Here is a 25,672-nt window from a genome sequence, read left to right on the forward strand (position 1 = left end):
GCGGCAGCATGACGGTAGTACCGCACATTGATGAAGGAGACTGTCGTGTCGGCGAACAGCTTCGACGCCCGCACCACGCTGCGCGTGGGCGACGAGTCGTACGAGATCTTCAAGCTGGACAAGGTCGAGGGCTCCGCGCGCCTCCCTTACAGCCTGAAGGTGCTGCTGGAGAACCTGCTCCGCACCGAGGACGGCGCGAACATCACCGCCGACCACATCCGCTCCATCGGCTCCTGGGACTCCCAGGCCCAGCCGAGCCAGGAGATCCAGTTCACCCCGGCCCGCGTGATCATGCAGGACTTCACCGGCGTGCCCTGCGTCGTGGACCTGGCGACCATGCGTGAGGCCGTGAAGGAGCTGGGCGGTGACCCGGCGAAGATCAACCCGCTCGCCCCGGCCGAGCTGGTCATCGACCACTCCGTGATCGCCGACAAGTTCGGCACGAACGAGGCGTTCGCCCAGAACGTCGAGCTGGAGTACGGCCGCAACCGCGAGCGCTACCAGTTCCTGCGCTGGGGCCAGACCGCGTTCGACGAGTTCAAGGTCGTCCCGCCGGGCACCGGCATCGTCCACCAGGTCAACATCGAGCACCTGGCCCGTACGGTCATGGTCCGCGGCGGCCAGGCGTACCCCGACACCCTCGTCGGCACCGACTCCCACACCACCATGGTCAACGGCCTCGGTGTGCTGGGCTGGGGCGTCGGCGGCATCGAGGCCGAGGCCGCGATGCTCGGCCAGCCGGTCTCCATGCTCATCCCGCGCGTCGTCGGCTTCAAGCTGACCGGCGAGCTGCCGGCCGGCACCACCGCCACCGACCTGGTCCTCACGATCACGGAGATGCTCCGCAAACACGGCGTCGTCGGCAAGTTCGTCGAGTTCTACGGTGAGGGCGTCGCCGCGACCTCCCTCGCCAACCGCGCCACCATCGGCAACATGTCGCCGGAGTTCGGCTCCACCGCCGCGATCTTCCCGATCGACGACGAGACGCTCAAGTACCTCCGGCTGACCGGCCGCGACGAGCAGCAGGTCGCCCTGGTCGAGGCGTACGCCAAGGAGCAGGGCCTCTGGCTCGACCCGGCCGCCGAGCCCGACTTCTCGGAGAAGCTGGAGCTGGACCTCGCCACGGTCGTCCCCTCCATCGCCGGCCCGAAGCGCCCCCAGGACCGTATCGTCCTGGCCGAGGCCCAGTCGAAGTTCGCCGAGGACGTACGGAACTACGTCTCCGACGACGAGGAGGCGGGCAAGGAGTCCTTCCCGGCCTCCGACGCCCCCGCCGCCGCCAACGGTGTGCCGACCCGCCCGACCACCGTCACGGCCCCCGACGGCTCGACGTACGAGATCGACCACGGCGCCGTCACCGTCGCCGCGATCACCTCCTGCACCAACACCTCGAACCCGTACGTCATGGTCGCCGCCGCGCTCGTGGCCAAGAAGGCGGTCGAGAAGGGCCTGTCCAGCAAGCCGTGGGTCAAGACCACGCTCGCCCCGGGCTCGAAGGTCGTCACCGACTACTTCGACAAGGCGGGCCTCACCCCGTACCTCGACAAGGTCGGCTTCAACCTCGTCGGCTACGGCTGCACCACCTGCATCGGCAACTCGGGCCCGCTGCCCGAGGAGGTCTCCAAGGCGGTCAACGAGCACGACCTCGCCGTCGTCTCGGTCCTCTCCGGCAACCGCAACTTCGAGGGCCGGATCAACCCCGACGTCAAGATGAACTACCTGGCCTCCCCGCCGCTGGTCGTCGCGTACGCCCTCGCCGGCTCGATGAAGGTCGACATCACCAAGGACGCCCTGGGTATCGACCAGGACGGCAAGCCGGTCTACCTCCAGGACATCTGGCCCACCGAGGCCGAGGTCAACGACGTCGTGGCCAACGCCATCGGCGAGGACATGTTCAACAAGTCCTACGCCGATGTCTTCGCCGGCGACGCCCAGTGGCAGGCGCTGCCGATCCCCACCGGCAACACCTTCGAGTGGGACCCGCAGTCCACCTACGTCCGCAAGCCCCCGTACTTCGAGGGCATGACGATGGAGACCACCCCGGTCGAGGACATCGCCGGCGCCCGCGTGCTGGCGAAGCTGGGCGACTCGGTCACCACCGACCACATCTCCCCGGCCAGCTCCATCAAGGCCGACACCCCGGCCGGCCAGTACCTCACCGAACACGGCGTCGAGCGGCGCGACTTCAACAGCTACGGCTCCCGCCGCGGCAACCACGAGGTCATGATCCGCGGCACCTTCGCCAACATCCGTCTGCGCAACCAGATCGCGCCGGGCACCGAGGGCGGCTACACCCGCGACTTCACCGTCGAGGGCGCGCCCGTCGCCTTCATCTACGACGCCTCGCGCCACTACATCGAGCAGGGCATCCCGCTGGTCGTCCTGGCCGGCAAGGAGTACGGCTCGGGCTCGTCCCGCGACTGGGCCGCCAAGGGCACCGCGCTCCTGGGCGTCAAGGCCGTCATCGCCGAGTCGTACGAGCGCATCCACCGCTCGAACCTCATCGGCATGGGCGTCCTCCCGCTCCAGTACCCGGAAGGCGCCTCCGCCGAGGCCCTCGGTCTCACCGGTGAGGAGTCCTTCACCTTCACCGGCGTCACCGAACTCAACAACGGCACCACCCCCCGCACGGTCAAGGTCACGACCGACACCGGCGTCGAGTTCGACGCGGTCGTCCGTATCGACACCCCGGGCGAGGCGGACTACTACCGCAACGGCGGCATCATGCAGTACGTGCTGCGCAACCTGATCCGCAAGTAGTCGCTACGCGTTCCCACGCCGAGGGCGGTGTCCCGTACGTACGTGTACGGGGCACCGCCCTCGGCCCGTCCCGCGGCCTGTGCCGCCTACGGCTTGCGGGCCAGGGCCGCGTACACGTTGATGTCCGCGTCCGTGACATCCCGGATGTCGGCGTACTTGGTCCGCTCGATGGCGTCCAGCCCCGCGAGGTATCCCGCGTCCGGGGTCTCCGGGACGGTCGCCACGTTGTCGGGGCGCCAGTGGTGGGCCGGGACGATGCCGGGCTCGGCGAGTTCCAGGCCGCTGTCGGTGAAGAACTTCAGCACACGCTCGCGGGAGCGCAGTACGAAGGTGAAGCCGCGCTCGTGGTACGTCCGGGCGACCTTGCCGATCTGGACCGGGTTGAGGTCCTCGGTCAGATGGCTCAGGGCGACATAACTGCCGGAGGGCAGGGCGTCCACCAGCCGTCCGACGATGTCGTACGCCTTGTCGTCCTCGACGAAGTGCAGGATCGCCACGAGCACCAGGGCCACCGGGCGGCTGAGGTCCAGCGTCTTCGCCGCGTCGCGCAGGATGGCCGCCGGGTCGTGGAGATCCGCGTCGATGTAGTCGGTCGCGCCGTCCGGGCCGCTGGTCAGCAGGGCGCGCGCGTGCGCCAGGACCACCGGGTCGTTGTCGACGTACACGATCCGGGACTCGGGCGCGATGTGCTGGGCTATCTGATGCACGTTCTGCTCGGTCGGCAGTCCCGTGCCGATGTCCAGGAACTGGCGGATACCCGACTCCGCCGCCAGCGAGCCCACGGCCCGCCGCAGGAAGTCGCGGTTGTGCCGGACATCGAGATAGCCGCGGGGGTTGGCCGCCAGAGCGGCGGCCGCCGCCTCGCGGTCCACCGGGTAGTGGTTCTTCCCGTTGAGGAAGACGTCGTAGACCCGCGCCGGGTGGGCCCTGGAGGTGTCGATCTTCCTTCTGGGCCCGTCCGGGGCCGGCGCGCCGGGATCCTGGCTGGGGACATCGCCACTCATAAGACCGTCCTTGGAAACAGAAGTTGCACACGGCGAAGGCTGTATATCGAGCACAACATAGCCCCCGCGCAAGGGCCTTGACGGCCGGGCCCACGTATTCCGGCCGGGTGCGGGGAGGCTGCTCACAAGCGGCCTCCCCGCACCCGGCCCGTACCGCTAACGCAGCAGCTCCACCTCCGCCAGCGTCGCCGGCGCGTCGCTCACCAGGCGGTAGCGCGCGTACGTTCCCGGATCCCGCACGGTGAAGACCCGCGTCTGGCGGTCCCAGGAGAAGGACTCACCGGCCCGGGTGTCCAGGACCCGCCAGGCCGTGCCGTCCGCCGATCCCTCCAGCCGCCAGCCCGTGGGCGCGGCCGTCGCCGTCGCCGACGTCAGCGTGTACTGGACGGCCCGTACCGGCGAGGCGACCGGCAGCTCCACCGACTCGACCGTCGCCGACGTCGCCGCCGAGTCGTCGAAGAGCGCGCCCGGCCCGCGCAGCGCGTCCGTACGCGGCGAGGGCACCTTGTCGTCCCGGGTGAGGGAGGTCGGCGCCGCGTTCGCGCCCGTGCCCCAGGACGAGGGGCGCGGGCCCATCGCGAACTCCAGTGTGCCGCCGCGCGCCACCAGGTCGTGGGGGAGCGCGGTGGAGTGCCAGGGCTTCCCGTTCACCTTCAGGCCCTGGACGTAGATGTTCCGGTCGCTGTTCTTGGGCGCCTTGACCACCAAGGTCCGGCCGTTGTCCATCCGTACGGTCGCCTTCGTGAAGAGCGGCGAGCCGATCGCGTACTCACCGCCGCCCATCACCAGCGGGTAGAAGCCGAGCGCGGAGAAGATGTACCAGCCGGACATCTCGCCGTTGTCCTCGTCGCCCGGGTAGCCCTGGCCGATCTCGCTGCCGGTGTAGAGACGGCTCAGCACCTCCCGTACCTTCTCCTGCGTCTTCCACGGCTGCCCGGCCGCGTCGTACAGATAGGGGATGTGGTGGGACGGCTGGTTGGAGTGGCCGTACATGCCCATCCGGACATCGCGGGCCTCCGTCATCTCGTGGATGACCGAGCCGTACGAGCCCTTGAACTCGGCCGTGGCCGTCTCGGGCGTCGAGAAGAACGTGTCCAGCTTCTGGGCCAGACCCGCGCGCCCGCCGTACAGATTGGCCAGGCCCCGGGTGTCCGCCACGGCGGTGAACGCGTAGTTCCAGCCATTGGTCTCGGTGAAGTCATAGCCCCACACCCGCGGGTCGAACTTCTCCGACGGGACCCGCCAGTCGCCCTTCGTGTCACGGCCCTGGAAGAAACCGGCCTTCTCGTCGAAGAGGGAGACGTAGTACTGGGCGCGGTTGCGGAAGTACGCGGACTCCTCCTCGTACCGCGCCTTCTGCCGCTTGTCGGTGGTCTTCTTGGCGAGCGCCGCGCCCATCCGGGCCAGGCCATAGTCGTTGAGGTAGCCCTCCAGCGACCAGGACAGCCCCTCGTGGGTGGAGGTCGAGGCGTATCCGGTGAAGGTCGAGGTCTCCATCCCCTTGCGGCCGACGCCCGAGCGCGGGGCGACCACCGTCGCGTTCTTGACGCCCGCCTCGTACGCGGCCTTCGCGTCGAAGCCGACCCCCTTGAGATACGCGTCGGCGAACGCGACGTCCGCGCTGGTGCCGGTCATCAGATCGGCGTAGCCGGGGGAGGACCAGCGCGCGGTCCAGCCGCCGTCCTTGTACTGCTGGACGAAGCCGTCCACCAGCTTGCCGGCCTTCTTGGGAGTGAGCAGGGAGTACGCGGGCCATGTGGTCCGGTAGGTGTCCCAGAAGCCGTTGTTGACGTAGACCTCGCCGTCCACGATCTTGGCGCCCGTCCGCGTCGGGGTGTCCTGGCCGGTCGCCGGGGAGAACGGGCTGGCGTACTGGTACTTCGGGTCGGCAGCCGTACCGGTGTTCTCCGAACCGGAGTTGGGGTAGAGGTAGAGCCGGTAGAGGTTGGAGTAGAGCGTGGTCAGCCGGTCGCGGTCCGCGCCCTCGACCCGCACCCGGCCCAGGATGTCGTCCCAGGCGCGCTGCGCGCGGTCCCTGACCTGCTCGAAGCGGATGCCCGCTGGCGCCTCGGCGGCGAGGTTGCGCTCCGCCTGTTCGAGGCTGATCAGCGAGGTCGCCAGCCGTACCGTGACCGTACGGTCGGCGCCCGCGTCGAGCCGCAGATAGCCCGTGACATTGCTGCCGCCGCCCCCGGTGAGCCGGCCGCTCGCGGTGACCGGCGCGTCGACGACGCCGTACACGAAGAGACGGGTCGCGCCGGCCGACAGACCGCTCTTCACGTCCGAGAAGCCGCTGAAGGAGCGGGTCGCCGGATCGAGGGTCAGCCCGCCCGCGTTGGAGACGTTGTCAAGGATCAGGTTGGCGTTGTCATCCGGATAGGTGATGCGCACCATCGCCGCGTGGTCCGTGGGGGCCAGCTCGGTCCGCAGACCGTTCTCGAAGGTGACGCCGTAGTAGTGCGGCTTTGCGGTCTCGTTCTCGTGCCGGAAGGGCAGCGCCCGTGCCGTACGGGACGCGTCGGGCGGGCCGGCGGCGGTCGAGGGCATCAGCTGGAAGGTGCCCCGGTCGCCCATCCAGGGGCTCGGCTCGTGGCTGGCGCCGAACGCCTGGAGGGTGGGCAGGTTGTCGGCGTTGTTGGCGCGGCTGTACTCGTACAGCCAGCTGGTGGAACCGGCGTTGGTCAGCGGTGTCCAGAAGTTGAAGCCATGGGGCACGGCGGTGGCCGGAAAGTTGTTGCCGCGCGAGAAGGAGCCGCTGGAGTTGGTGCCGCGGGTGGTGGACACATAGTCCGACACCCGGGCGAGGGGCTTCTCGGCGGGCTGGGGCCGCAGGCTGATGTCGTCGATCCAGCCCTGGAACGAGGCGGGTCCCCGCCGGGAGTCGTAGCCGACCAGGATCCGCGCCACGGTCTTCCCGGCCGCGACCGCGCCGATCCGGGCGTCGACCTGGTTCCACTGGTTCACATAGAGCCGTTTGGCATCGCCCTGGCCCTGTGGGGTCAGCGCCCCGCCGTGCGCGTCGGTCGCCCCCAGTTCACTCAGATAGGTGCCGTCGGTGAACGCGAGGTCGACGGCGACATTCGTGGCCGCGTAACTGAGGTCCGGGGTGGGGGCGGCCGGCAGGGAGGGGAAGATCCGGTACGAGAGCGCGGTGTCGCGGCGCACCGGCAGCGTCACCTCGAAGATCTTGTTGTACGCGTACGCCCGCCCGGCCGGCCCGTGGCTGCCCGCGTACATCAGCGCGCGCTTCCCGGTGAAGCCCATGCCGGCCTTGGCGGTGGGGGAGGAGCCGGGGCCGCGGTCGGTGAGGGTGCGCATGTCCCGGGGCGCCGGGGTGCCCGTACTCCCGTCGGAGAACTGCACATCGGCGAGCTGGGTCGCGCCGGAGGCACCGTTGTTCGCGGTGATGTCCAGCCGGTAGTGGCGGTACGGTGCCACGCGCGCGGCGGCCACGTCGAAGGAGCGGGTCAGGAAGCGCTGCCCGAAGGTCTCGCCCTTCCGGGTGTCCAGATCCCGCCACTCCTTGCCGTCCGTCGAGCCCTGGAGCGTCCAGTCCCGGGGGTCGCGCTCCGGGAAGTCGTTGGCCGAGGTCAGCGCGTAGGTGGTGACCTCGGCCGGGGCGTCGAGATCGAACTCCACCCAGGCGGCAGGCTGGAACGCGAGCCATTTGGTGGCAGGCTGAATATCGATCAGGTTTTCCTTGATCTCGCCCGCGCCCGCGTTCTCGCCGCTGGCCCGGAGTTCCACCACGCGCTCCGTGATATTGCCCGGAATTCCGCCGCTCGCGCCACCCTCGACACCCGATGCCCGCTTCTCGCCGCCGGGCCCGACTTCCGTGGTGTTGCGCCAGTCCGGCTGGGATTCGTCCGCCTCGAAGGATGACGTGAATTCGGTGGACACCGAAGGGGATTGCGCGGTCCGCGCCAGCGCGGCGGACGGTGGTGCCGTCATGGCGGTCAGCGCGGCGACCACCGCGAGGGCGGTCATATACCGATGTCCGCGTCGGGGTCCGATTCTCTCTGGCATGAGGGGATTTCCTCCTGCGTGCTCAGTTGGACAACGTTGTCAAACGAGAGGCGCAGGGTCCAGTAGGGGCCAAGTGGCGTGAGGTGTCAAGGGTGTTGACGGGGTGGCTCCTACGGAATGAGCCAACGGCGAAAAAAGGCTGGCCGGCGCCCCGGTAATGCCCCGTTCATGACCCGATGACCAGTCAGACGAAATGGTCAACAGCCCGGTTCGGATTTCCACGAGGTCTCAACTAGGGAAAGACTGCCGACCAAACCCGCTTTCGATCTTGCTCCGGCGGAGGGAAGTGGACTATACCTGTCGCGTCCGCCCCGGGCGGTTTCGAAGCGGCCCGATCGAGCACGGCAACCCGCACGACCAGCTTCATTCGACCGCGGTGGCGGGACCCCTCTCCTTCGAGCGAGAAGAGCGGGTAACCGGCACACCGCCTGAGTCCTGGAGAAGGCGAGGACTTGAGCATGGGATCCACCTCCGCTCAGCACAACGGGGGCCTCGGCAGGCGCGATGTCATCAAGCGCGCCGCCGCGATCGGGCTGATCACCGTCCCGACGATGAGTTTTCTGGCCTCGTGCGCCAGCAGCGACAGCGGCAGCGGCGGCCCCAAGGCCGAGAAGGGCACCGCCTCGGCCAAGAACCCGCTCGGCGTGAACGAGACCGCGCCGCTCGACTTCGTCCTGTTCGACGGCGGGTTCGGCACCGAGTACGCCACGGACGCCGTCAAGCGGTACGAGACCGCGTTCCCCAAGGCCAAGGTGGATTTCCGCGCCACCCAGAAGATCCGCACCGAACTCCAGCCCAGCTTCAACGGCGGCACCCCGCCCGACCTCATCGACAACTCCGGCGCCGAACAGATGGACATGGGCGTCCTCGTCGGCAAGAAGCAGCTCACCGACCTCACCCCGCTCCTCGACGCGCCGTCCGTCGACGATCCGGCCAAGAAGGTCCGTGACACGCTGCGCCCCGGCGTCCTGGAGATGGGCCAGTTCGACGGCGACCCCGTCTGGGTCCTGTACTACGCGTACACGGTGTACGGCGTCTGGTACTCGCAGACCGCGCTGGACCGGCTCGACGCGGAGTACCCCGAGGACTGGGACGCCATGCTGGCCCTCTGCGCGAAGGCCAAGAAGAAGGACATCGCGGGCTGGACGTACGCGGGCAAGTACCCGTACTACCTCCCCTTCTCGCTGTACCCGTTCATCGGCAAGATCGGTGGCCGCGAGGTGCTCGACGCCATCGACAACCTGGAGCCGAACGCCTGGAAGCACCCGGCGGTCAAGGCCGCCTTCGAGGCGTACTACGAGCTGTACAAGAAGGGCTACGTCCTCAAGGGCACCCCCGGACTCGACCACATCCAGTCGCAGACCGCGTGGACCGAGGGCAAGGCGCTCTTCCTCCCCAACGGCTCCTGGGTGGAGAACGAGGCGGCGAAGACCACCCCGGCGGACTTCCAGATGAAGGTGGCGGCGCCGTCCTCCCTCGACAGCTCGGACAAGCTGCCGTTCGGCACGATCTGGGCCTCCGGCGGCGAGCCGTTCATCGTGCCGGCCAAGGCCAAGAACCCGGTCGGCGCCATGGAGCAGCTGCGCGTCATGCTCAGCGAGGAGTCGTCGAAGAACTTCACCACGAAGGTGAAGTCCCTGACCTCCCTCAACGGCGGTACGGACGGCCTCGCCCTGTCCACCGCGCTCCAGGCGGGCGTCGACGCGCTCGCCAAGGCGGGTGACAACGTACTCAACCCGCGGATGCAGGACTGGTACGCGGAACTCCAGAAGCAGAAGATCGGCACGGGCGCGCTCGGCGAGCTGATGGCCGGACGCATGACGCCCGCCGAGGCCATGAAGAAGTGTCAGGAGTTCGCCGACGAGGCGGCCAAGGACGACTCGCTCACGCACTACAAGCACCGGTAGCGGCGCGGAAGAGACCGGCGGAGAGCGGAAAGAGGACAGGAAGAGGAGGACGGCCGGAGGCCCCACCGCGGGGCCTCCGGTCCCGGCCCGGCCTCCGGGCCGGCCCCCACAGCAGTACGGCGGCGCGCCGCCGGAGATTCGGGGTCGGGAGAACATGCAGCACGGCAAGTACGGGTTCATCGTGGGATTTCTGGTCTGCCCACTGGCCATTTACACGCTCTTCGTCGTGTGGCCGTTCCTCCAGTCCATCTACTACTCGTTCACCGACTGGACCGGCCTCAGCCCCGAGTTCTCGGTGGTCGGCCTCGGGAACTACGCCAAGATGCTGCGCGACGACAGCTTCTGGAACGCGCTGCGGCACAGCGCCCTCTTCATGCTCCTGCTGCCCGTGGTGGTCCTCGGTCTCGCGCTGTTCTTCGCGTTCATGCTGAACGTCGGCGGGCGCGGCCGGCGGGGCGCGGCCGTCACGGGGGTCACCGGCTCCGGTGTCTACAAGATCGTGTACTTCTTCCCCCAGGTGCTCTCGATCGCGATCGTCGCGCTGCTCTTCCAGTTCGCGTACAACCCGAACAGCGGCGCCCTCAACTCCGCGCTCAGCGCCGTCGGCCTCGGCAGTGTGCAGCCCGACTGGCTGGGCGATCCGAATCTCGCGCTGTGGTGCGTGATGGCCGTCCTCGTCTGGTCCAACGTGGGCTTCTACGTGGTCCTCTTCTCGGCGGGCATGGCCTCCATCCCGAAGGACTTCTACGAGGCGGCGCTGCTCGACGGCGCGAACCGTATGACGACGTTCTTCCGGATCACCCTGCCGCTGCTCTGGGACACCGTGCAGTCCGGGTGGGTCTACATGGGCATCCTCGCCCTGGGCGCGGAGTCCTTCGCGGTCGTCCAGATCATGACCGTGGGGCCGGGCGGGCCCGCGGACTCCACCAATGTCCTGACCCTGCTCGTCTACCAGAAGGCGTTCGTCGGTGGCCAGGCCGGCTACGCGACCACGATCGGTGTCGCCCTGCTCCTCATCACCCTGGCCTTCGCCGCCGTCGTGATGCGGCTCGGGCGGCGTGAGCGGCTGGAGTACTGATGACGACCACCGACACCCCCCAGCCGGCCGGCCCCCCTCCCGCGGACGCGCCGCCCACCGGTCTCCCCGCCACCGGGCCCGCCGCCCCGGGCGCGCCCGCGCGGCCGGCCGGGGAGTCCCTGACCGGCGGCGTGCTCAACGTCTTCTCGCACGGCGTGCTGGTGATCTGGGCGTTCCTGGTCGCGATGCCGCTGCTCTGGGCGGTCATGACGTCCTTCAAGGACGACCGGTCGATCTTCGTCTCGCCCTGGTCGCTGCCGGACAGGCTCCACTTCGAGAACTGGTCGCGCGCCTGGACCCAGGCACACATGGGGGAGTACTTCCTCAACACCCTGCTGGTGGTGGGCGGTTCGCTGATCGGGACGCTGCTGTTCGGTTCGATGGCGGCCTATGTGCTGGCCCGCTTCGAATTCCCCGGCAACCGCTTCCTCTACTACCTGTTCGTCGGCGGGATGAGCTTCCCGGTCATTCTCGCGCTGGTCCCGCTGTTCTTCGTCATGAACAACATGGGCCTTCTGAACACCCTCCACGGTCTGATCCTCGTCTACATCGCCTATTCGCTGCCCTTCACGGTCTTCTTCCTCACCTCGTTCTTCCGGACACTGCCGACCTCCATCGCGGAAGCCGCGCTCATCGACGGCGCCTCGCACACCCGGACCTTCTTCCAGGTGATGCTCCCGATGGCCCGGCCGGGGCTGATCAGCGTGGGTATCTTCAACTTCCTCGGGCAGTGGAATCAGTACCTGCTGCCGACCGTCCTCAATACGGAACAGGACAACAAAGTGCTCTCCCAGGGACTGGTGCAGCTCGCCGTCAGCCAGGGGTACAAGGGCGACTGGTCCGGGCTCTTCGCCGGGCTCGTCATGGCGATGCTGCCGGTGCTCGGCGCGTACATCGTCTTCCAGCGCCAGGTCGTGTCCGGTCTGACGGCGGGAGCGCTCAAGTAGCGGCCCCCCGAGCGATCGCACAGCGATCTGTCACGTTACGTACCCTCCGCGTACCTGGCTGTGAACAGTGCCCGCCGCCCGCCGCCGACGGTCAAGGTCTTGACGGAACGCGGCCCTGAGGCTGAGCTTAGGGTTCACAAGTTGGAGATACGTCGGGGTCTCATCGTCGCGGCCCCGGCCGGGGACGGCCGTCGCGCCGTCCGTCAAGGGCGGGAGTGGATGAGTCGTGGAGACTCCAGGGTCGCAGTCCTCGCTGCACCGGGCCAACCTCGAACGGGTCGTACGCGCCGTACGTATGGCCGGTTCGCTCACCCAGGCGGAGATCGCCAGGTCCACCGGGCTCTCGGCGGCCACGGTCTCCAATATCGTCCGGGAGCTGAAGGACGGCGGTACGGTCCAGGTCACCCCCACCTCGGCCGGCGGCCGCCGGGCCCGCAGCGTCTCGCTGAGCGGGGACGCGGGCATTGTCGTCGGAGTGGATTTCGGCCATACGCATCTGCGGGTGGCGATCGGGAACCTCGCCCACCAGGTCCTCGCCGAGGAGTCCGAACCCCTCGATGTGGACGCCTCGTCCGCCCAGGGCTTCGGCCGGGCCGAGGAACTGGTCGAGCGGCTGATCGTGACCACCGGCGTCAGCCGTCAGAAGGTGATCGGTGTCGGACTCGGCGTCCCGGGCCCGATCGACGTCGAATCGGGCACGCTCGGCTCCACCTCGATCCTGCCGGGCTGGTCCGGGATCAACCCCGGCGACGAGCTGGCCGGGCGCCTCGGCGTACCGGTGTACGTGGACAACGACGCCAACCTCGGCGCGCTCGGCGAGATGGTCTGGGGAAGCGGCCGGGGGGTCAAGGACCTCGCCTACATCAAGGTCGGCAGCGGGGTCGGCGCCGGACTGGTCATAGCCGGCCAGATCTACCGGGGACCCGGCGGCACGGCCGGCGAGATCGGGCACATCACGCTCGACGAGTCGGGCCCGGTCTGCCGCTGCGGCAACCGGGGCTGCCTGGAGACCTTCGCCGCGACCCGCTACGTACTGCCGCTGCTCCGCTCCAACCACGGCGCGGACCTCACCATGGAACGGGTCGTCCAGCTCGCCCGCGAGGGCGATCCCGGCTGCCGCCGCGTCATCGCGGACGTGGGCCGCCATGTCGGCAGCGGCGTGGCGAATCTCTGCAATCTGCTCAACCCCAGCCGGGTGGTGCTCGGCGGCGATCTCGCCGAGGCGGGGGAGCTGGTCCTCGCGCCGATCCGGGAGTCCGTCTCCCGGTACGCCATCCCGAGCGCCGCCCGTCAGCTCTCGGTGCTCCCCGGGGCGCTCGGCGGCCGGGCCGAGGTGCTGGGGGCGCTCGCCCTCGTACTGAGTGAAATGGGCGATTCGACCTTGCTGGAAAGTACCGTTCCCGTAGAACTGCCCGCCTTCACTTAGATAACGAATGGCACCGTTGTCATCTTGTTAAGGATTAACTCCTTGACGCCGCTGTTACTGGCGAGTTGACTTCCTGCCACCTCGGCCGCAATGACGCGGCCTCGTCAGGGAGGTTTTTGAAGTGAACGCAATGATGCGTCGCACTGTCGTGGCCGCCGCCGCCACCGCCATGGCCGTTTCTCTCGCCGCCTGCGGCAGCGCCAAGGAATCCGGCGACAAGGCCACCGATACGTCCTCGAAGCCCGCGGCGGACAAGGGCCCCATCACGGTCGGCCTGCTGCTCCCGGAGAACGAGACGGCCCGGTACGAGAAGTTCGACAAGCCCCTGATCGAGAAGAAAGTCAGCGAACTGACCGGCGGCACCGGAAAGGTCGTTTACAACAACGCCAAGCAGAACGCCACGACGCAGGCCCAGCAGGTCGAAACCATGATCACCAACAAGGTGAGCGTGCTGATGATCGACGCGGTCGACTCCAAGGCGATCAAGGGCTCGGTCCAGAAGGCCAAGGACGCCGGCATACCGGTCGTCGCCTACGACCGGCTCGCCGAGGGGCCGATCGACGCGTACACCTCCTTCGACAACGAAGAGGTCGGCCGGGTCCAGGGGCAGGCGCTCCTCGACCAGCTGGGCGACAAGGCCAAGTCCGGCGACATCGTCATGATGAACGGCGCGGTCACCGACCCGAACGCCGCTCTCTTCAAGAAGGGCGCGCACTCCGTGCTCGACGGCAAGGTGACCGTCGGCAAGGAGTACGACACCAAGGAGTGGAAGCCGGAGAACGCCAACGCCAACATGGAAGGCGCCATCTCCGCCCTCGGCAAGAAGAAGATCATCGGCGTCTACTCCGCCAACGACGGCATGGCCGGCGGTATCATCACCGCCCTCAAGAGCGCCGGCTTCTCCCCCCTCCCGCCGGTCACCGGCCAGGACGCCGAACTCGCCGGGGTCCAGCGCATCGTCGCCGGCGAGCAGTTCATGAGCGTCTACAAGCCCTACCCGCGCGAGGCCGAGATCGGCGCCGAGATGGCCATCGCCCTCGCCAAGGGCGAGAAGCTCGACTCCATCACCAGCGGCACCACCGTCGACAGCCCGTCCAACCAGGGCATCCCGTCCGTGCTCGTCCCGGTCGTCTCGCTGACCAAGGACAACATCAACGACACGGTCCTCAAGGACAACATCTACACCCTCTCCGAGATCTGCACCGCCAAGTACAAGGCCGGCTGCGACGCGATCGGTCTGAAGTAACCCCGACCGGGCCGTTACGGCCGGCGGACCCTCCGCGCCGCCCGGACTCCCCGTACCGCGGGGACTCCCCGGACCACGCGGACTCCGTCAGGACCACCCGGTGGCCCGCCCCGGTGAAGCCTGTCCGGCACCCCGCCCGTCAACGCCCCGCAGCTGGGGCGGGGTGCCGGACAGAACCCCCCCTCTGCTCGACCTCCGCGCCGCTGACCGGCGCGGCATCCCCGCCGGTCAGGCGGCGAAGGAGATGGTTCACGTGACCGCTACGCCCGTGCTGGCGTTGCGAGGGGTCTCCAAGCGATTCGGTGCCGTCCAGGCGCTCACCGATGTGGAGCTTGAGGTCCATCCCGGCGAGGTGGTCGCCCTGGTGGGCGACAACGGAGCCGGTAAATCCACCCTGGTGAAGACCATCGCCGGGGTGCACCCCATCGACGACGGAGTCATCGAGTGGGAAGGCAGGCCCGTCTCGATCGGCCGCCCCCACGACGCCCAGGACCTGGGCATCGCGACCGTCTACCAGGACCTCGCGCTCTGCGACAACCTCGATGTCGTCGGAAACCTCTATCTCGGCCGCGAGCTGCGCGCCTGGGGCGTCCTCAACGAGGTGGAGATGGAGCGCCGTTCACGCGAGCTGCTCACCACCCTGTCGATCCGGATCCCCAGCGTCCGTATCCCGATCGCCTCGCTCTCCGGCGGCCAGCGCCAGACCGTGGCCATCGCCCGGTCCATGCTCGGCGACCCCAAGCTCGTCATCCTCGACGAGCCGACGGCGGCCCTCGGGGTCGAGCAGACCGCCCAGGTGCTCGACCTGGTCGAGCGGCTGCGGGAGCGCGGTCTCGCCGTCCTCCTCATCAGCCACAACATGGCCGACGTCAAGGCCGTCGCCGACAAGGTGGCGGTGCTCAGACTCGGCAGCAACAACGGTGTGTTCGAGGTCGCGCACACCACGCAGGAAGAGATCATCGCCGCCATCACCGGGGCCACGGAGAACGCCGTGACCCGCCGCGCGTCGCGCACTGTGGAGGTTCAGAAGTGAGTACGGACAACCCCTCCACGCCGCTCGGCAAGGACGCCGGCACCGCGCCCGCGACGACAGCCGACGCCGCGCCCGGCGCGCCCGCGGCGGCCGAGCCCGCCGCGGCCGGCTCCGTCACCGTGGTCGACCCCCGGCTCCTCGTGCGCGAACAGGGCCTCGCCGGCTATGTGACCGAGTTCGGGCGCAAGATACGCGGTGGTGACCTCGGCTCCCTGCCGGTCGTCGTCGGTCTGATCATCATCTGGGCGATCTTCCAGAGCCTCAACTCGAACTTCCTCACCGCGCACAACCTCTCCGACATCTCCGTGGCCATGGTCGGTACGGGCATGATCGCGGTCGGTATCGTCTTCGTCCTGCTGCTCGGCGAGATCGATCTCTCGGTCGGCTCGGTCAGCGGCGTGTCCGGCGCCATCGTCGCCGTGCTGAGCGTCACCCACGGTGTGAACGAGTGGCTGGCCCTGCTCGTCGCCATCCTCAGCGGTACGGTCATCGGCGCGGTCCACGGCTTCTTCTTCGCCAAGGTCGGCGCGCCCGCCTTCGCCGTCACCCTGGCCGGACTGCTGTTCTGGTCCGGCTTCATGCTCCGGATCCTCGGCGACAACGGCACGATCAACCTGGACTCCGACGGCGTGGTCGCCCATCTGACCAGCTACTACTTCACCGATGTGGCCGCCGCCTACGGGCTCGCCGCCGTCGCGGTCGCGGCGTACTTCCTCACCTCGTTCCTGGAGAACCGGCGCCGCGAGGCGGTCGGTGTGCCGTCCACCCCGCTCAACGAGATCGTGCTGCGCACGGCCCTGCTCGCGGTGGTCGCCTTCGCCGTCGCGGTCCTCTACAACCAGTACAAGGGCCTGCCGCTGGCGGTCGTGATCTTCCTCGCGATGCTGGTGATCACCGACTTCGTCCTGCGCCGCACCTCGTACGGGCGCAAGGTCTTCGCGCTCGGCGGCAGCGTCGAGGCGTCCCGCCGGGCCGGTATCAACGTCACCATGATCCGTATCTCGGTCTTCGCGATCGCCGGTACGTTCGCGGCCGTCGGCGGTCTCTTCATCGCCTCCAAGATCGCCTCCGCCAACCAGAGCGCCGGCGGCGGCGACCTGCTGATGAACGCCATCGCGGCGGCCGTCATCGGCGGTACGAGCCTCTTCGGCGGCCGGGGCCGCACCTGGAGCGCGCTCCTCGGTGTGCTGGTGATCGTCTCGATCCAGTACGGGCTCGCCCTCCAGGGCATCGCCTCGGCGGTCCAGTTCATGATCACCGGCGCGGTGCTGCTGGCCACCGTCGTCATCGACGCCGTGACCCGCAAGACCCAGAAGACCGCCGGCCGCGCCTGACCCACCGCACACCCCCGGCGCACGCCCCGGCGAAGGCTCCGGCAAGGCCCCGGAAACGCGGAAAAAACCCTGCCCGGCACCCCCTCATCGGGGTGTCGGGCACCGTCACGCCCCGGCGTCCGCCAATATGACGTACATACCGCCGTTCGGGTGACTCACTACGTACAGCCCGCCGACCACCCGCACGAGTGGAACATTAGACTCTGCGGATCGGCAGGCTCGACCATTCCACAGCAGCAAGGAGGCACAGTGACGCAGGTGCCGCGCGAAGCGCGTCGGGCAGGGGCGGCGACGGGCGAAGAGGGCGAGTTGCTCCCCCTGATCAAGGGACCGCGCGATCTGGACCGGCTCGGACCGGAGCAGCTGGAGCAGCTGGCCGGGGAGATCCGGTCCTTTCTTGTGACGGAGGTCTCCAAGACCGGTGGCCACCTCGGCCCCAACCTCGGTGTCGTCGAGCTGACCATCGCCCTGCACCGTGTCTTCGAGTCCCCGAAGGACAAGGTCCTCTGGGACACGGGCCATCAGTCCTATGTGCACAAACTGCTCACCGGCCGTCAGGACTTCTCCCGGCTCAAGAGCAGGGGCGGCCTCTCCGGCTACCCGTCCCGTGCCGAGTCCGCGCACGACATCATCGAGAACTCCCACGCCTCGACGGTGCTCGGCTGGGCCGACGGCCTCGCCAAGGCCAACGAGGTCCGCGGCAAGGACGACCACGTCGTCGCCGTGATCGGGGACGGCGCGCTCACCGGCGGCATGGCCTGGGAGGCGCTCAACAACATCGCCGACGCCAAGGACCGCCCCCTCGTCATCGTCGTCAACGACAACGAGCGCTCCTACGCGCCCACCATCGGCGGCCTCGCGAACCACCTCGCCACCCTGCGCACCACCGACGGGTACGAACGCTTCCTGGCCCGCGGCAAGGACATCCTGGGCCGCACCCCCGTCGTCGGCAAGCCCCTCTACGAGACCCTGCACGGCGCCAAGAAGGGCCTCAAGGACTTCATCGCCCCGCAGGGCATGTTCGAGGACCTCGGCCTCAAGTACGTCGGCCCGATCGACGGCCACGACCTCGAAGCCCTGGAGTCCGCGCTGCTGCGCGCCAAGGGCTTCGGCGGCCCGGTCATCGTCCACTGCATCACGGAGAAGGGCCGCGGCTACCAGCCGGCCCTCCAGGACGACGCCGACCGCTTCCACGCCGTCGGCAAGATCCACCCCGACACCGGACTGCCGATCGCCTCCTCCGGCGTCGACTGGACCTCCGTCTTCGGCGAGGAGATGGTCAAGCTCGGCAAGGAGCGCGCCGACATCGTCGCCATCACCGCGGCCATGCTCCAGCCCGTCGGACTCGACAGGTTCGCCAAGGCGTTCCCCGACCGGGTCTACGACGTCGGGATCGCCGAGCAGCACGGCGCGGTCTCCGCCGCCGGTCTCGCCACCGGCGGAGTGCACCCCGTCTTCGCCGTCTACGCGACCTTCCTCAACCGGGCCTTCGACCAGGTCCTGATGGATGTCGCCCTGCACCGCTGCGGGGTGACCTTCGTCCTCGACCGGGCCGGTATCACCGGCACCGACGGCGCCTCCCACAACGGCATGTGGGACATGTCGATCCTCCAGTGCGTCCCCGGACTGCGGATCGCCGCACCCCGCGACGCCGACCAGGTCCGCGCCCAGCTGCGCGAGGCCGTCGCCGTCGAGGACGCCCCGACCGTGGTCCGCTTCTCCAAGGGCGCGGTCGGCCCCGCCGTACCCGCCGTCGCCCGGATCGGCGGCATGGACGTGCTGCGCAGGGCCGACGAGGGTACGGCGGACGTCCTGCTGGTCTCCGTCGGCGCGCTCGCCCCGATGTGCCTCGACATCGCCGACCTGCTCGGCAAACAGGGCATCACCACCACCGTCGTCGACCCCCGCTGGGTCAAACCCGTCGACGAGGCCCTCGCCCCGCTCGCCGAGCAGCACCGCGTCGTCGTCACCGTCGAGGACAACAGCCGTGCCGGCGGGGTCGGTTCCGCCGTCTCCCAGGCGCTGCGCGACGCCGGCGTCGACGTACCCCTGCGCGACTTCGGTATCCCGTCGCGCTTCCTCGACCACGCCTCGCGGGCCGAGGTCCTGACCGAGATCGGGCTGACCGCGCCGGACATCGCCCGCCAGGTCACCGGCCTGGTCGCGAAGCTGGACGGCCGGCTGGCGCACTCGCCCACCGAGGCCGCCCGGGACTGACCGGAGAGCCCGCCAGAACCGCCGAAGGGCCGTTCGGTCCGCCCTGTACGGGTGGTCCGAACGGCCCATCCGTGTGAAATACGGCGCCACCGCCGACGCGGGGCCGCACGCCTCCCGATCATGGCCGGATGAACGCGCACACGGAGGTAGGCCGTTGAGTACGCAGCAGGCCCCGGGACCGGCCGGAAACGGCGTCTTCCGCACCAAGAACATCGAGCAGTCGATCCGTGACACGGAGGATCCCGAGCACGCCCTCAGAAAGTCCCTCTCCGCCCTCGACCTGACGGTCTTCGGCGTCGGCGTGATCATCGGCACCGGCATCTTCGTCCTGACCGGCGTCGTCGCCCGGCAGACCGCGGGCCCGGCCACCGCCCTCGCCTTCGTCGTCGCCGGTGTCGTGTGCGCGCTGGCCGCCCTCTGCTACGCCGAGTTCGCCTCGACGGTGCCGGTCGCCGGCTCCGCCTACACCTTCTCGTACGCCTCGCTCGGCGAGCTGCCCGCCTGGATCATCGGCTGGGACCTCGTCCTGGAACTGGCGCTCGGCTGCGCGGTGGTGGCGGTCGGCTGGTCCGGCTATGTGCGCTCCCTCATGGGCAACGCGGGGATCAGCATGCCCGACGGACTCGACGGCACCCACGACGGGCACTTCGGCTTCGACCTGCTCGCCTTCCTCCTCGTCCTCGTCCTCACCGCGATCCTCGTCGTCGGGATGAAGCTCTCCTCCCGGATCACCTCGGTCATCGTGGGCATCAAGCTCACCGTCGTCCTGCTGGTCGTCATCGTCGGCGCGTTCTTCATCAAGAGCGCCAACTACCACCCGTTCGTCCCGCCGTCCGAGCCACGCACCGGCGAGAGCGGACTGAGCGCGCCGATCATCCAGCTCATGGCCGGATTCACCCCCAGCGACTTCGGTGTCATGGGCATCTTCACCGCCGCCGCCGTGGTCTTCTTCGCCTTCATCGGCTTCGACATCGTCGCGACCGCCGCCGAGGAGACCGTCCACCCGCAGCGCGACGTGCCGCGCGGCATCCTCGGCTCCCTCCTCATCTGCACCGTGCTCTACGTCGCCGTCTCCCTCGTCGTCACCGGGATGCAGCACTACACCGAACTGACGGTCGACGCCCCCCTCGCCGACGCGTTCAAAGCGGTCGGCCACCCCTTCTGGGCCGGACTGATCAGCTTCGGCGCCGCCGTCGGACTCACCTCGGTCTGCATGATCCTGCTGCTCGGCCAGACCCGGGTCTTCTTCGCGATGAGCCGTGACGGACTGCTGCCGAGGACCTTCTCCCGGGTCCACCCGAAGTTCGGCACGCCCTACCGCTCGACGCTTCTCCTCGGGCTGGTCGTGGCCGTCGTCGCGGGCTTCACCTCCATCGAGGAACTCGCCGAACTCGTCAACATCGGCACGCTGTTCGCGTTCGTCGTGGTCGCCCTCGGCGTCATCATCCTCCGCAGGACCCGCCCCGACCTGCCGCGCGCCTTCCGCACCCCGCTCGTGCCGTACGTACCGGCCGCGTCCGTCCTCGCGTCCGTGTGGCTGATGCTCAACCTGCCCGCCGAGACCTGGCTGCGCTTCGGCGTCTGGATGGTCCTCGGCTTCGTCGTCTACTTCGTCTACGGCCGCTCCCACAGCCGCCTGGGCCGGTCCTGAGGAGCGGTCGGGCGGCGCCCTGAGAGGCGGGGCGCCCTAAGAGGCGGGGCGTACGGTCCGGGGCCCGACGCACCGCGCGCCGTACGCCGCCACCCGCCCCCGCAGCTCCCGGTCGGCCGTGACGACCACACAGGGCGCCCCGTCGGCCGCCGCCCGCGCGGCCAGCTCCGCGATCAGATCGTCGCCGCCGCCCGGCGCCGCCTCCACCCGTACCCCCGCCACCGGCGCCACACCCCGCGCCGCGCCCTCCACCACGAGCACCACCTCGACGGGCCCCGGACACCCCGGCAACCCCTCCTCGGCATACGGTACGAGGCCGTCCCGCAGCCGCTCGGTGGCCCTGCGACGGTCCCGCCACCAGCCGTCCGGGACGGACCCCACCACATTCGCCGCGTCGACGATCACTTGCGTCAGCACACCGGGCAGCCTGCCACAGTGAACCGCGCCGAAGGCCCCGCGTACTATCGTGGCTGGGTTTTCGGCGGATCGGAAAGGCGGCCGGCAGGCCATGACAACGCTCCCCGCGACCACCGGCTGGCTCCTGCGCGGCAAGGACGGCAGGCTCACGGCGTACGCGCCGACAGCCGGCGGTGTGCTGCGCTGGACCGAACAACGGGTGGGCGGCCCGGACTGGACGGGCCCCGAACTCCTCGCGGCCGAGGGGCTGCTGCCCCATGTCGCCATCGCCCGCAGCGAGGCGGGCTTCGTCCATCTGCTCGCGGTACGCAAGCGCCCGCGCGCCGGCGGGCCCGACGACACCGATCTCGTGCACGCCGTCCAGTTCCAGACCGGCCGGCCGCTGCGGGACTGGTTCTCGCTCGGCAATCCGCACGGCAAGGACATGGAGAAGGGCGCCGCCATCGGACTGCCGTCCCTCATCGTGGACGACACCGACTCCCTCCAGCTCTTCGTGCGGAACGCGAACGGCGGACTCTCCGTCAAACGACAGACCGTCAGCGGCCGTTGGAAGGCATGGGGCGGCGCCAACCCCAAGGGGAAGCCGCTCACCGGCGAGACCGCCGCCTCCCTCACCGACGACGGGCTGGTCGATCTGCTCGTCCCCGCGGACGGCTCCCTCGTCCGCTGGTTCCGCGGCAAGTCCGACTCCGGACTGGTGCGTTCCGACGACGAACCGGCGGTCCGCGTCGAATCCGGCACCCTCATCGCGGAGCGCACCGGCCCCGGCCGGCTCACCCACTTCTGGCGCGACGCCGACGACGGCGGGGTCCGCGCCTGGCGGCCCGGCAAGGAGCCCGTCCCGCTCGGCGGCCGGGGCGTCGGCCCGCCGGCCGCGCTCCGTACCTCCGTCGACGGCCACGACTGCGTGATCCTGGCGCAGTGCGGCACCGACGGCCGTACCGGAATCGCCGCCTACCCGACGGAGGACGAGGCTGCCGGCCTCAACTGGACCCGTATCGGGGACCGTTGCGTGGGCGCGCCCGCCCTCGCCCTGGACGGCACCGGCCGGGTGGTGCTGGCGGCGATGGGCGAGGACGGCGCGCTGCGGGTGGCCCGCCAGAAGGCGGAGCCGGGCCTCGCGCTGGAGGCATGGACCCGCATCTGAGAACGGGCCCAAGGGAACGGACCTGACCACGGGAACGGACCTACGGGAACGGGCCGTACGGGGGGATTCCCCGCACGGCCCGCCCCGGTCGGTCCATCCGGCCCGAGCCCGCGCCTACTCCGGCACGCTGGCCACACCCGCCGCCAGGAACCGCTTCCCGTTCACCCGCTCCGAGACCCCCGCCCGGTCCAGGTACGGCGTGATGCCGCCCAGGTGGAAGGGCCAGCCCGCCCCCGTCAGCAGGCACAGGTCGATGTCCTGCGCCTCCGCGACAACGCCCTCGTCGAGCATCAGCCCGATCTCCCGCGCCACCGCGTCCAGCACCCGGTCCCGGGTCTGCTCCTCGGTCAGTACGGTGTCGCCCTGCTTCAGCAGCGCGGCGACCTCCGGGTCCAGCTCCGGCTTTCCGGAGTCGTACACGTAGAACCCCCGCTTGCCGGCCGCGACGACCGCCGCCAGATTCTCCGAGACGGTGAACCGCTCGGGGAACGCGCCGTGCAGCGTCTGCGACACATGCAGCCCGATCGCCGGACCGACCAGCTCCAGCAGCACCAGCGGCGACATCGGCAGCCCCAGCGGCTCCACCGCGCGCTCCGCGACCTCGACCGGGGTGCCCTCGTCGATGACGTTCTGGATCTCGCCCATGAAGCGGGTCAGGATGCGGTTGACGACGAACGCCGGGGCGTCCTTCACCAGCACGGCCGACTTCTTGAGCTTCTTCGCCACACCGAACGCGGTCGCCAGCGACGCGTCGTCGGTCCGCTCGCCGCGCACGATCTCCAGCAGCGGCAGGATCGCGACCGGGTTGAAGAAGTGGAAGCCGACGACCCGCTCGGGGTTCTTCAGCTTCGACGCCATCTCGGAGACCGACAGCGACGAGGTGTTGGTGGCGAGGATCGCGTGCGCCGGAGCGACCGCCTCCACCTCGGCGAACACCTTCTGCTTGACGCCCATCTCCTCGAAGACGGCCTCGATGACGAAGTCCGCGTCCGCGAAGCCCTCGGCCTTGTCCAGCACCCCGGTCACCAGCGCCTTGAGGCGGTTGGCCTTGTCCTGGTTGATACGGGACTTCAGCAGCAGCTTGTCGATCTCGGCGTGGACATAGCCCACCCCCTTGTCGATCCGCTCCTGGTCGATGTCCGTCAGCACGACCGGCACCTCAAGACGGCGGACGAACAGCAGCGCCAGCTGCGAGGCCATCAGCCCCGCGCCGACGACCCCCACCTTGCTGACGGGCCGGGCCAGCGCCTTGTCCGGAGCCCCGGCCGGCCGCTTGGCACGCCGCTGCACCAGATTGAACGCGTAGATGCCGGACCGCAGTTCGCCGCCCATGATCAGATCGGCCAGCGCCGTGTCCTCGGCGTCGAACCCGGCCTGGAGATCGCCGTCCTTGGCCGCCTCGATGATCTCCAGCGCGCGGTACGCGGCCGGCGCGGCGCCGTGCACCTTGGAGTCCGCGAAGGCCCGGCCCCGGGCCACGGCCTGGTCCCACGCCTCGCCCCGGTCGACCTCGGGCCGCTCCACGGTGATCTCGCCCGTCAGCACGCCCGCCGTCCAGACCAGCGAGCGCTCCAGGAAGTCCGCGCCCTCGAACAGCGCGTCGGCGATGCCCAGTTCACGCACCTGGGCGCCCTTGAGCTGACGGTTCTGGCTGAGCGAGTTCTCGATGACCACCGAGACCGCCCGGTCCGCGCCGATCAGATTCGGCAGCAGGGTGCAGCCGCCCCAGCCCGGCACGAGCCCGAGGAAGACCTCGGGCAGCGAGAACGCCGCCGCCGCGGCCGACACCGTACGGTACGAGCAGTGCAGCCCGATCTCGACACCGCCGCCCATCGCGGCGCCGTTGTAGTACGCGAACGTCGGCACCGCCAGCGCCGCCAGCCGCTTGAACACCTCGTGGCCGCCCCGGCCGATGGCCAGCGCGTCCTCGTGGCGCTTCAGCAGCTCCACACCCTTGAGGTCGGCGCCCACGGCGAAGATGAACGGCTTGCCCGTCACCCCCGCGCCGACGATCGAGCCCTCCGCGGCCTCCGCCTCGACCTGGTCGATCGCCGCGTCCAGATTCGCCAGCGACTGCGGGCCGAACGTCGTCGGCTTGGTGTGGTCGAGACCGTTGTCCAGTGTGATCAGCGCGAACCGCCCGGCACCGCCCGGCAGTTCGAGATGGCGCACATGCGCCTGTGTGACCACTTCACCGGGGAACAGCTCGGCCGCGCCCCTCAGGAGTTCCGCTGTGCTCACTTGTCGCCTCCGTCGAAGTGCGGGTTCTCCCAGATGACCGTCGCGCCCATGCCGAAGCCCACGCACATGGTGGTCACTCCGTAGCGCACCTGCGGCTGCTCCTCGAACTGCCGCGCCAGCTGCGTCATCAGCCGTACGCCCGAGGAGGCCAGCGGGTGGCCGAACGCGATGGCGCCGCCGTACTGGTTGACGCGCGCGTCGTCGTCGGCGATCCCGTAGTGGTCCAGGAAGGCCAGCACCTGGACCGCGAACGCCTCGTTGATCTCGAAGAGCCCGATGTCCCCGATCGAGAGCCCCGCCTTGGCGAGCGCCTTCTCGGTCGCCGGGATCGGCCCGTACCCCATCACCTCGGGCTCCACGCCCGCGAAGGCGTACGAGACGAGCCGCATCCGCACCGGCAGGCCCTGCTCGCGCGCGAAGTCCTCGGCGGCGATCAGCGAGGCGGTCGCGCCGTCGTTGAGCCCCGCCGCGTTGCCCGCGGTGACCCGGCCGTGCGGCCGGAACGGGGTCTTGAGGCCGGCCAGCATCTCCCGTGTCGTACCGGGCCGCATCGGCTCGTCGGCGGTGACCAGCCCCCAGCCGGTCTCTCCCACGTCGGCGTTGGTCCGGCGGACCGAGATCGGCACCAGATCCTGCTGGATCCTCCCGTTCGCGTACGCCTTCGCCGCCTTCTCCTGCGAACGCACCGCGTACTCGTCCGCGCGGGCCTTCGTCAGGTGGGGGAACCGGTCGTGCAGATTCTCCGCCGTCATGCCCATGAACAGCGCGGCCTCGTCGACCAGCTTCTCCGACACGAAGCGCGGGTTCGGGTCGACGCCCTCGCCCATCGGGTGCCGGCCCATGTGCTCGACGCCCCCGGCGACCACCACGTCGTACGCGCCGAAGGCGATCGAGCCCGCGGTCGTGGTGACGGCGGTCAGCGCGCCGGCGCACATGCGGTCGATCGAGTACCCGGGCACGGACTGCGGCAGCCCCGCGAGAATCCCCGCGGTCCGCCCGAGCGTCAGCCCCTGGTCACCGATCTGCGTGGTCGCCGCGATGGCGACCTCGTCGATCCGCGCGGGATCGAGGTCCGGGTTGCGGCGCAGCAGCTCCCGGATCGCCTTCACGACGAGGTCGTCGGCCCGGGTCTCGTGATAGACGCCCTTCGGGCCCGCCTTGCCGAACGGGGTGCGGACGCCGTCGACAAAGACGACATCCCTGACGGTACGAGGCACGATGGCTCTCCTCCAGGGTGC

Annotated in this window: 16 protein-coding genes; 11 read left to right on the plus strand and 5 right to left on the minus strand. The window is 69.5% G+C overall.

Features of this window, described 5'->3' with window-relative positions:
- Positions 1-45: 45 nt before the first annotated feature.
- On the plus strand, positions 46-2,760 hold the full coding sequence (acnA, locus tag DVK44_RS28315) for an aconitate hydratase AcnA (RefSeq protein ID WP_114663197.1): 2,715 nt from the start codon (positions 46-48) through the stop codon (positions 2,758-2,760).
- A gap of 86 nt (positions 2,761-2,846) precedes the next feature.
- Here acnA and DVK44_RS28320 read toward each other — a convergent pair whose 3' ends face one another.
- Positions 2,847-3,764 carry an SAM-dependent methyltransferase gene (locus tag DVK44_RS28320; protein ID WP_114663200.1) on the minus strand — a complete coding sequence of 306 codons (918 nt, stop codon included), beginning with the start codon at positions 3,762-3,764 and terminating at the stop codon, positions 2,847-2,849.
- A gap of 156 nt (positions 3,765-3,920) precedes the next feature.
- Positions 3,921-7,790 carry a GH92 family glycosyl hydrolase gene (locus tag DVK44_RS28325; protein ID WP_114663203.1) on the minus strand — a complete coding sequence of 1,290 codons (3,870 nt, stop codon included), beginning with the start codon at positions 7,788-7,790 and terminating at the stop codon, positions 3,921-3,923.
- A gap of 458 nt (positions 7,791-8,248) precedes the next feature.
- Between DVK44_RS28325 and ngcE the strand changes: the two genes are divergently transcribed.
- The 9 genes from ngcE (at position 8,249) to DVK44_RS28375 (ending at position 20,629) form a co-directional block, all read left to right on the plus strand.
- Positions 8,249-9,697, plus strand: a complete 1,449-nt coding sequence (gene ngcE, locus DVK44_RS28335) for an N-acetylglucosamine/diacetylchitobiose ABC transporter substrate-binding protein (RefSeq protein ID WP_114663209.1) — start codon at positions 8,249-8,251, stop codon at positions 9,695-9,697.
- A 154-nt stretch (positions 9,698-9,851) separates the two neighbouring features.
- Positions 9,852-10,775: a carbohydrate ABC transporter permease gene (locus DVK44_RS28340; protein WP_114663210.1), complete on the plus strand. Its 924-nt coding sequence runs from the start codon at positions 9,852-9,854 to the stop codon at positions 10,773-10,775.
- Complete coding sequence (locus DVK44_RS28345; RefSeq protein ID WP_114663212.1) at positions 10,775-11,722, plus strand: carbohydrate ABC transporter permease; 948 nt, start codon at positions 10,775-10,777, stop codon at positions 11,720-11,722. The genes DVK44_RS28340 and DVK44_RS28345 overlap by 1 nt, the downstream gene beginning before the upstream one ends.
- 226 nt (positions 11,723-11,948) lie before the next feature.
- Entirely contained in the window at positions 11,949-13,148 is a 1,200-nt protein-coding gene (locus DVK44_RS28350) for an ROK family transcriptional regulator (protein WP_114663214.1), read from the plus strand.
- A 133-nt stretch (positions 13,149-13,281) separates the two neighbouring features.
- Positions 13,282-14,394: an ABC transporter substrate-binding protein gene (locus tag DVK44_RS28355; protein WP_181957677.1), complete on the plus strand. Its 1,113-nt coding sequence runs from the start codon at positions 13,282-13,284 to the stop codon at positions 14,392-14,394.
- A gap of 244 nt (positions 14,395-14,638) precedes the next feature.
- On the plus strand, positions 14,639-15,427 hold the full coding sequence (locus DVK44_RS28360; RefSeq protein WP_114663216.1) for an ATP-binding cassette domain-containing protein: 789 nt from the start codon (positions 14,639-14,641) through the stop codon (positions 15,425-15,427).
- Positions 15,424-16,761: a sugar ABC transporter permease gene (locus tag DVK44_RS28365; protein ID WP_114663218.1), complete on the plus strand. Its 1,338-nt coding sequence runs from the start codon at positions 15,424-15,426 to the stop codon at positions 16,759-16,761. The genes DVK44_RS28360 and DVK44_RS28365 overlap by 4 nt, the downstream gene beginning before the upstream one ends.
- Before the next feature lie 309 nt (positions 16,762-17,070).
- Positions 17,071-18,978 (plus strand): 1-deoxy-D-xylulose-5-phosphate synthase, encoded by a 1,908-nt coding sequence (gene dxs, locus DVK44_RS28370; RefSeq protein ID WP_114663227.1) that lies wholly within the window; start codon positions 17,071-17,073, stop codon positions 18,976-18,978.
- Positions 18,979-19,132: 154 nt separating this feature from the next.
- Positions 19,133-20,629: an amino acid permease gene (locus DVK44_RS28375; RefSeq protein WP_114663229.1), complete on the plus strand. Its 1,497-nt coding sequence runs from the start codon at positions 19,133-19,135 to the stop codon at positions 20,627-20,629.
- Between the two features lie 36 nt (positions 20,630-20,665).
- Here DVK44_RS28375 and DVK44_RS28380 read toward each other — a convergent pair whose 3' ends face one another.
- Positions 20,666-21,043 carry an NTP pyrophosphohydrolase gene (locus DVK44_RS28380; protein WP_181957678.1) on the minus strand — a complete coding sequence of 126 codons (378 nt, stop codon included), beginning with the start codon at positions 21,041-21,043 and terminating at the stop codon, positions 20,666-20,668.
- Between the two features lie 94 nt (positions 21,044-21,137).
- Between DVK44_RS28380 and DVK44_RS28385 the strand changes: the two genes are divergently transcribed.
- A complete protein-coding gene (locus DVK44_RS28385) occupies positions 21,138-22,193 on the plus strand; it encodes a hypothetical protein (RefSeq protein WP_114663231.1) in 1,056 nt (351 codons plus the stop codon).
- 114 nt (positions 22,194-22,307) lie between these two features.
- On the opposite strand, the gene DVK44_RS28390 is transcribed toward DVK44_RS28385, so the two are convergent.
- Both DVK44_RS28390 and DVK44_RS28395 read right to left on the minus strand, forming a co-directional pair.
- Positions 22,308-24,434, minus strand: coding sequence for a 3-hydroxyacyl-CoA dehydrogenase NAD-binding domain-containing protein (locus tag DVK44_RS28390; RefSeq protein ID WP_114663233.1), 2,127 nt, complete (start codon positions 24,432-24,434; stop codon positions 22,308-22,310).
- Positions 24,431-25,651 carry a thiolase family protein gene (locus DVK44_RS28395; protein ID WP_114663235.1) on the minus strand — a complete coding sequence of 407 codons (1,221 nt, stop codon included), beginning with the start codon at positions 25,649-25,651 and terminating at the stop codon, positions 24,431-24,433. Before DVK44_RS28395 ends, DVK44_RS28390 begins: the two co-directional genes overlap by 4 nt.
- Positions 25,652-25,672 lie beyond the last annotated feature (21 nt).

The organism is Streptomyces paludis (assembly GCF_003344965.1).
GTDB classification, from domain to species: Bacteria; Actinomycetota; Actinomycetes; order Streptomycetales; family Streptomycetaceae; genus Streptomyces; species Streptomyces paludis.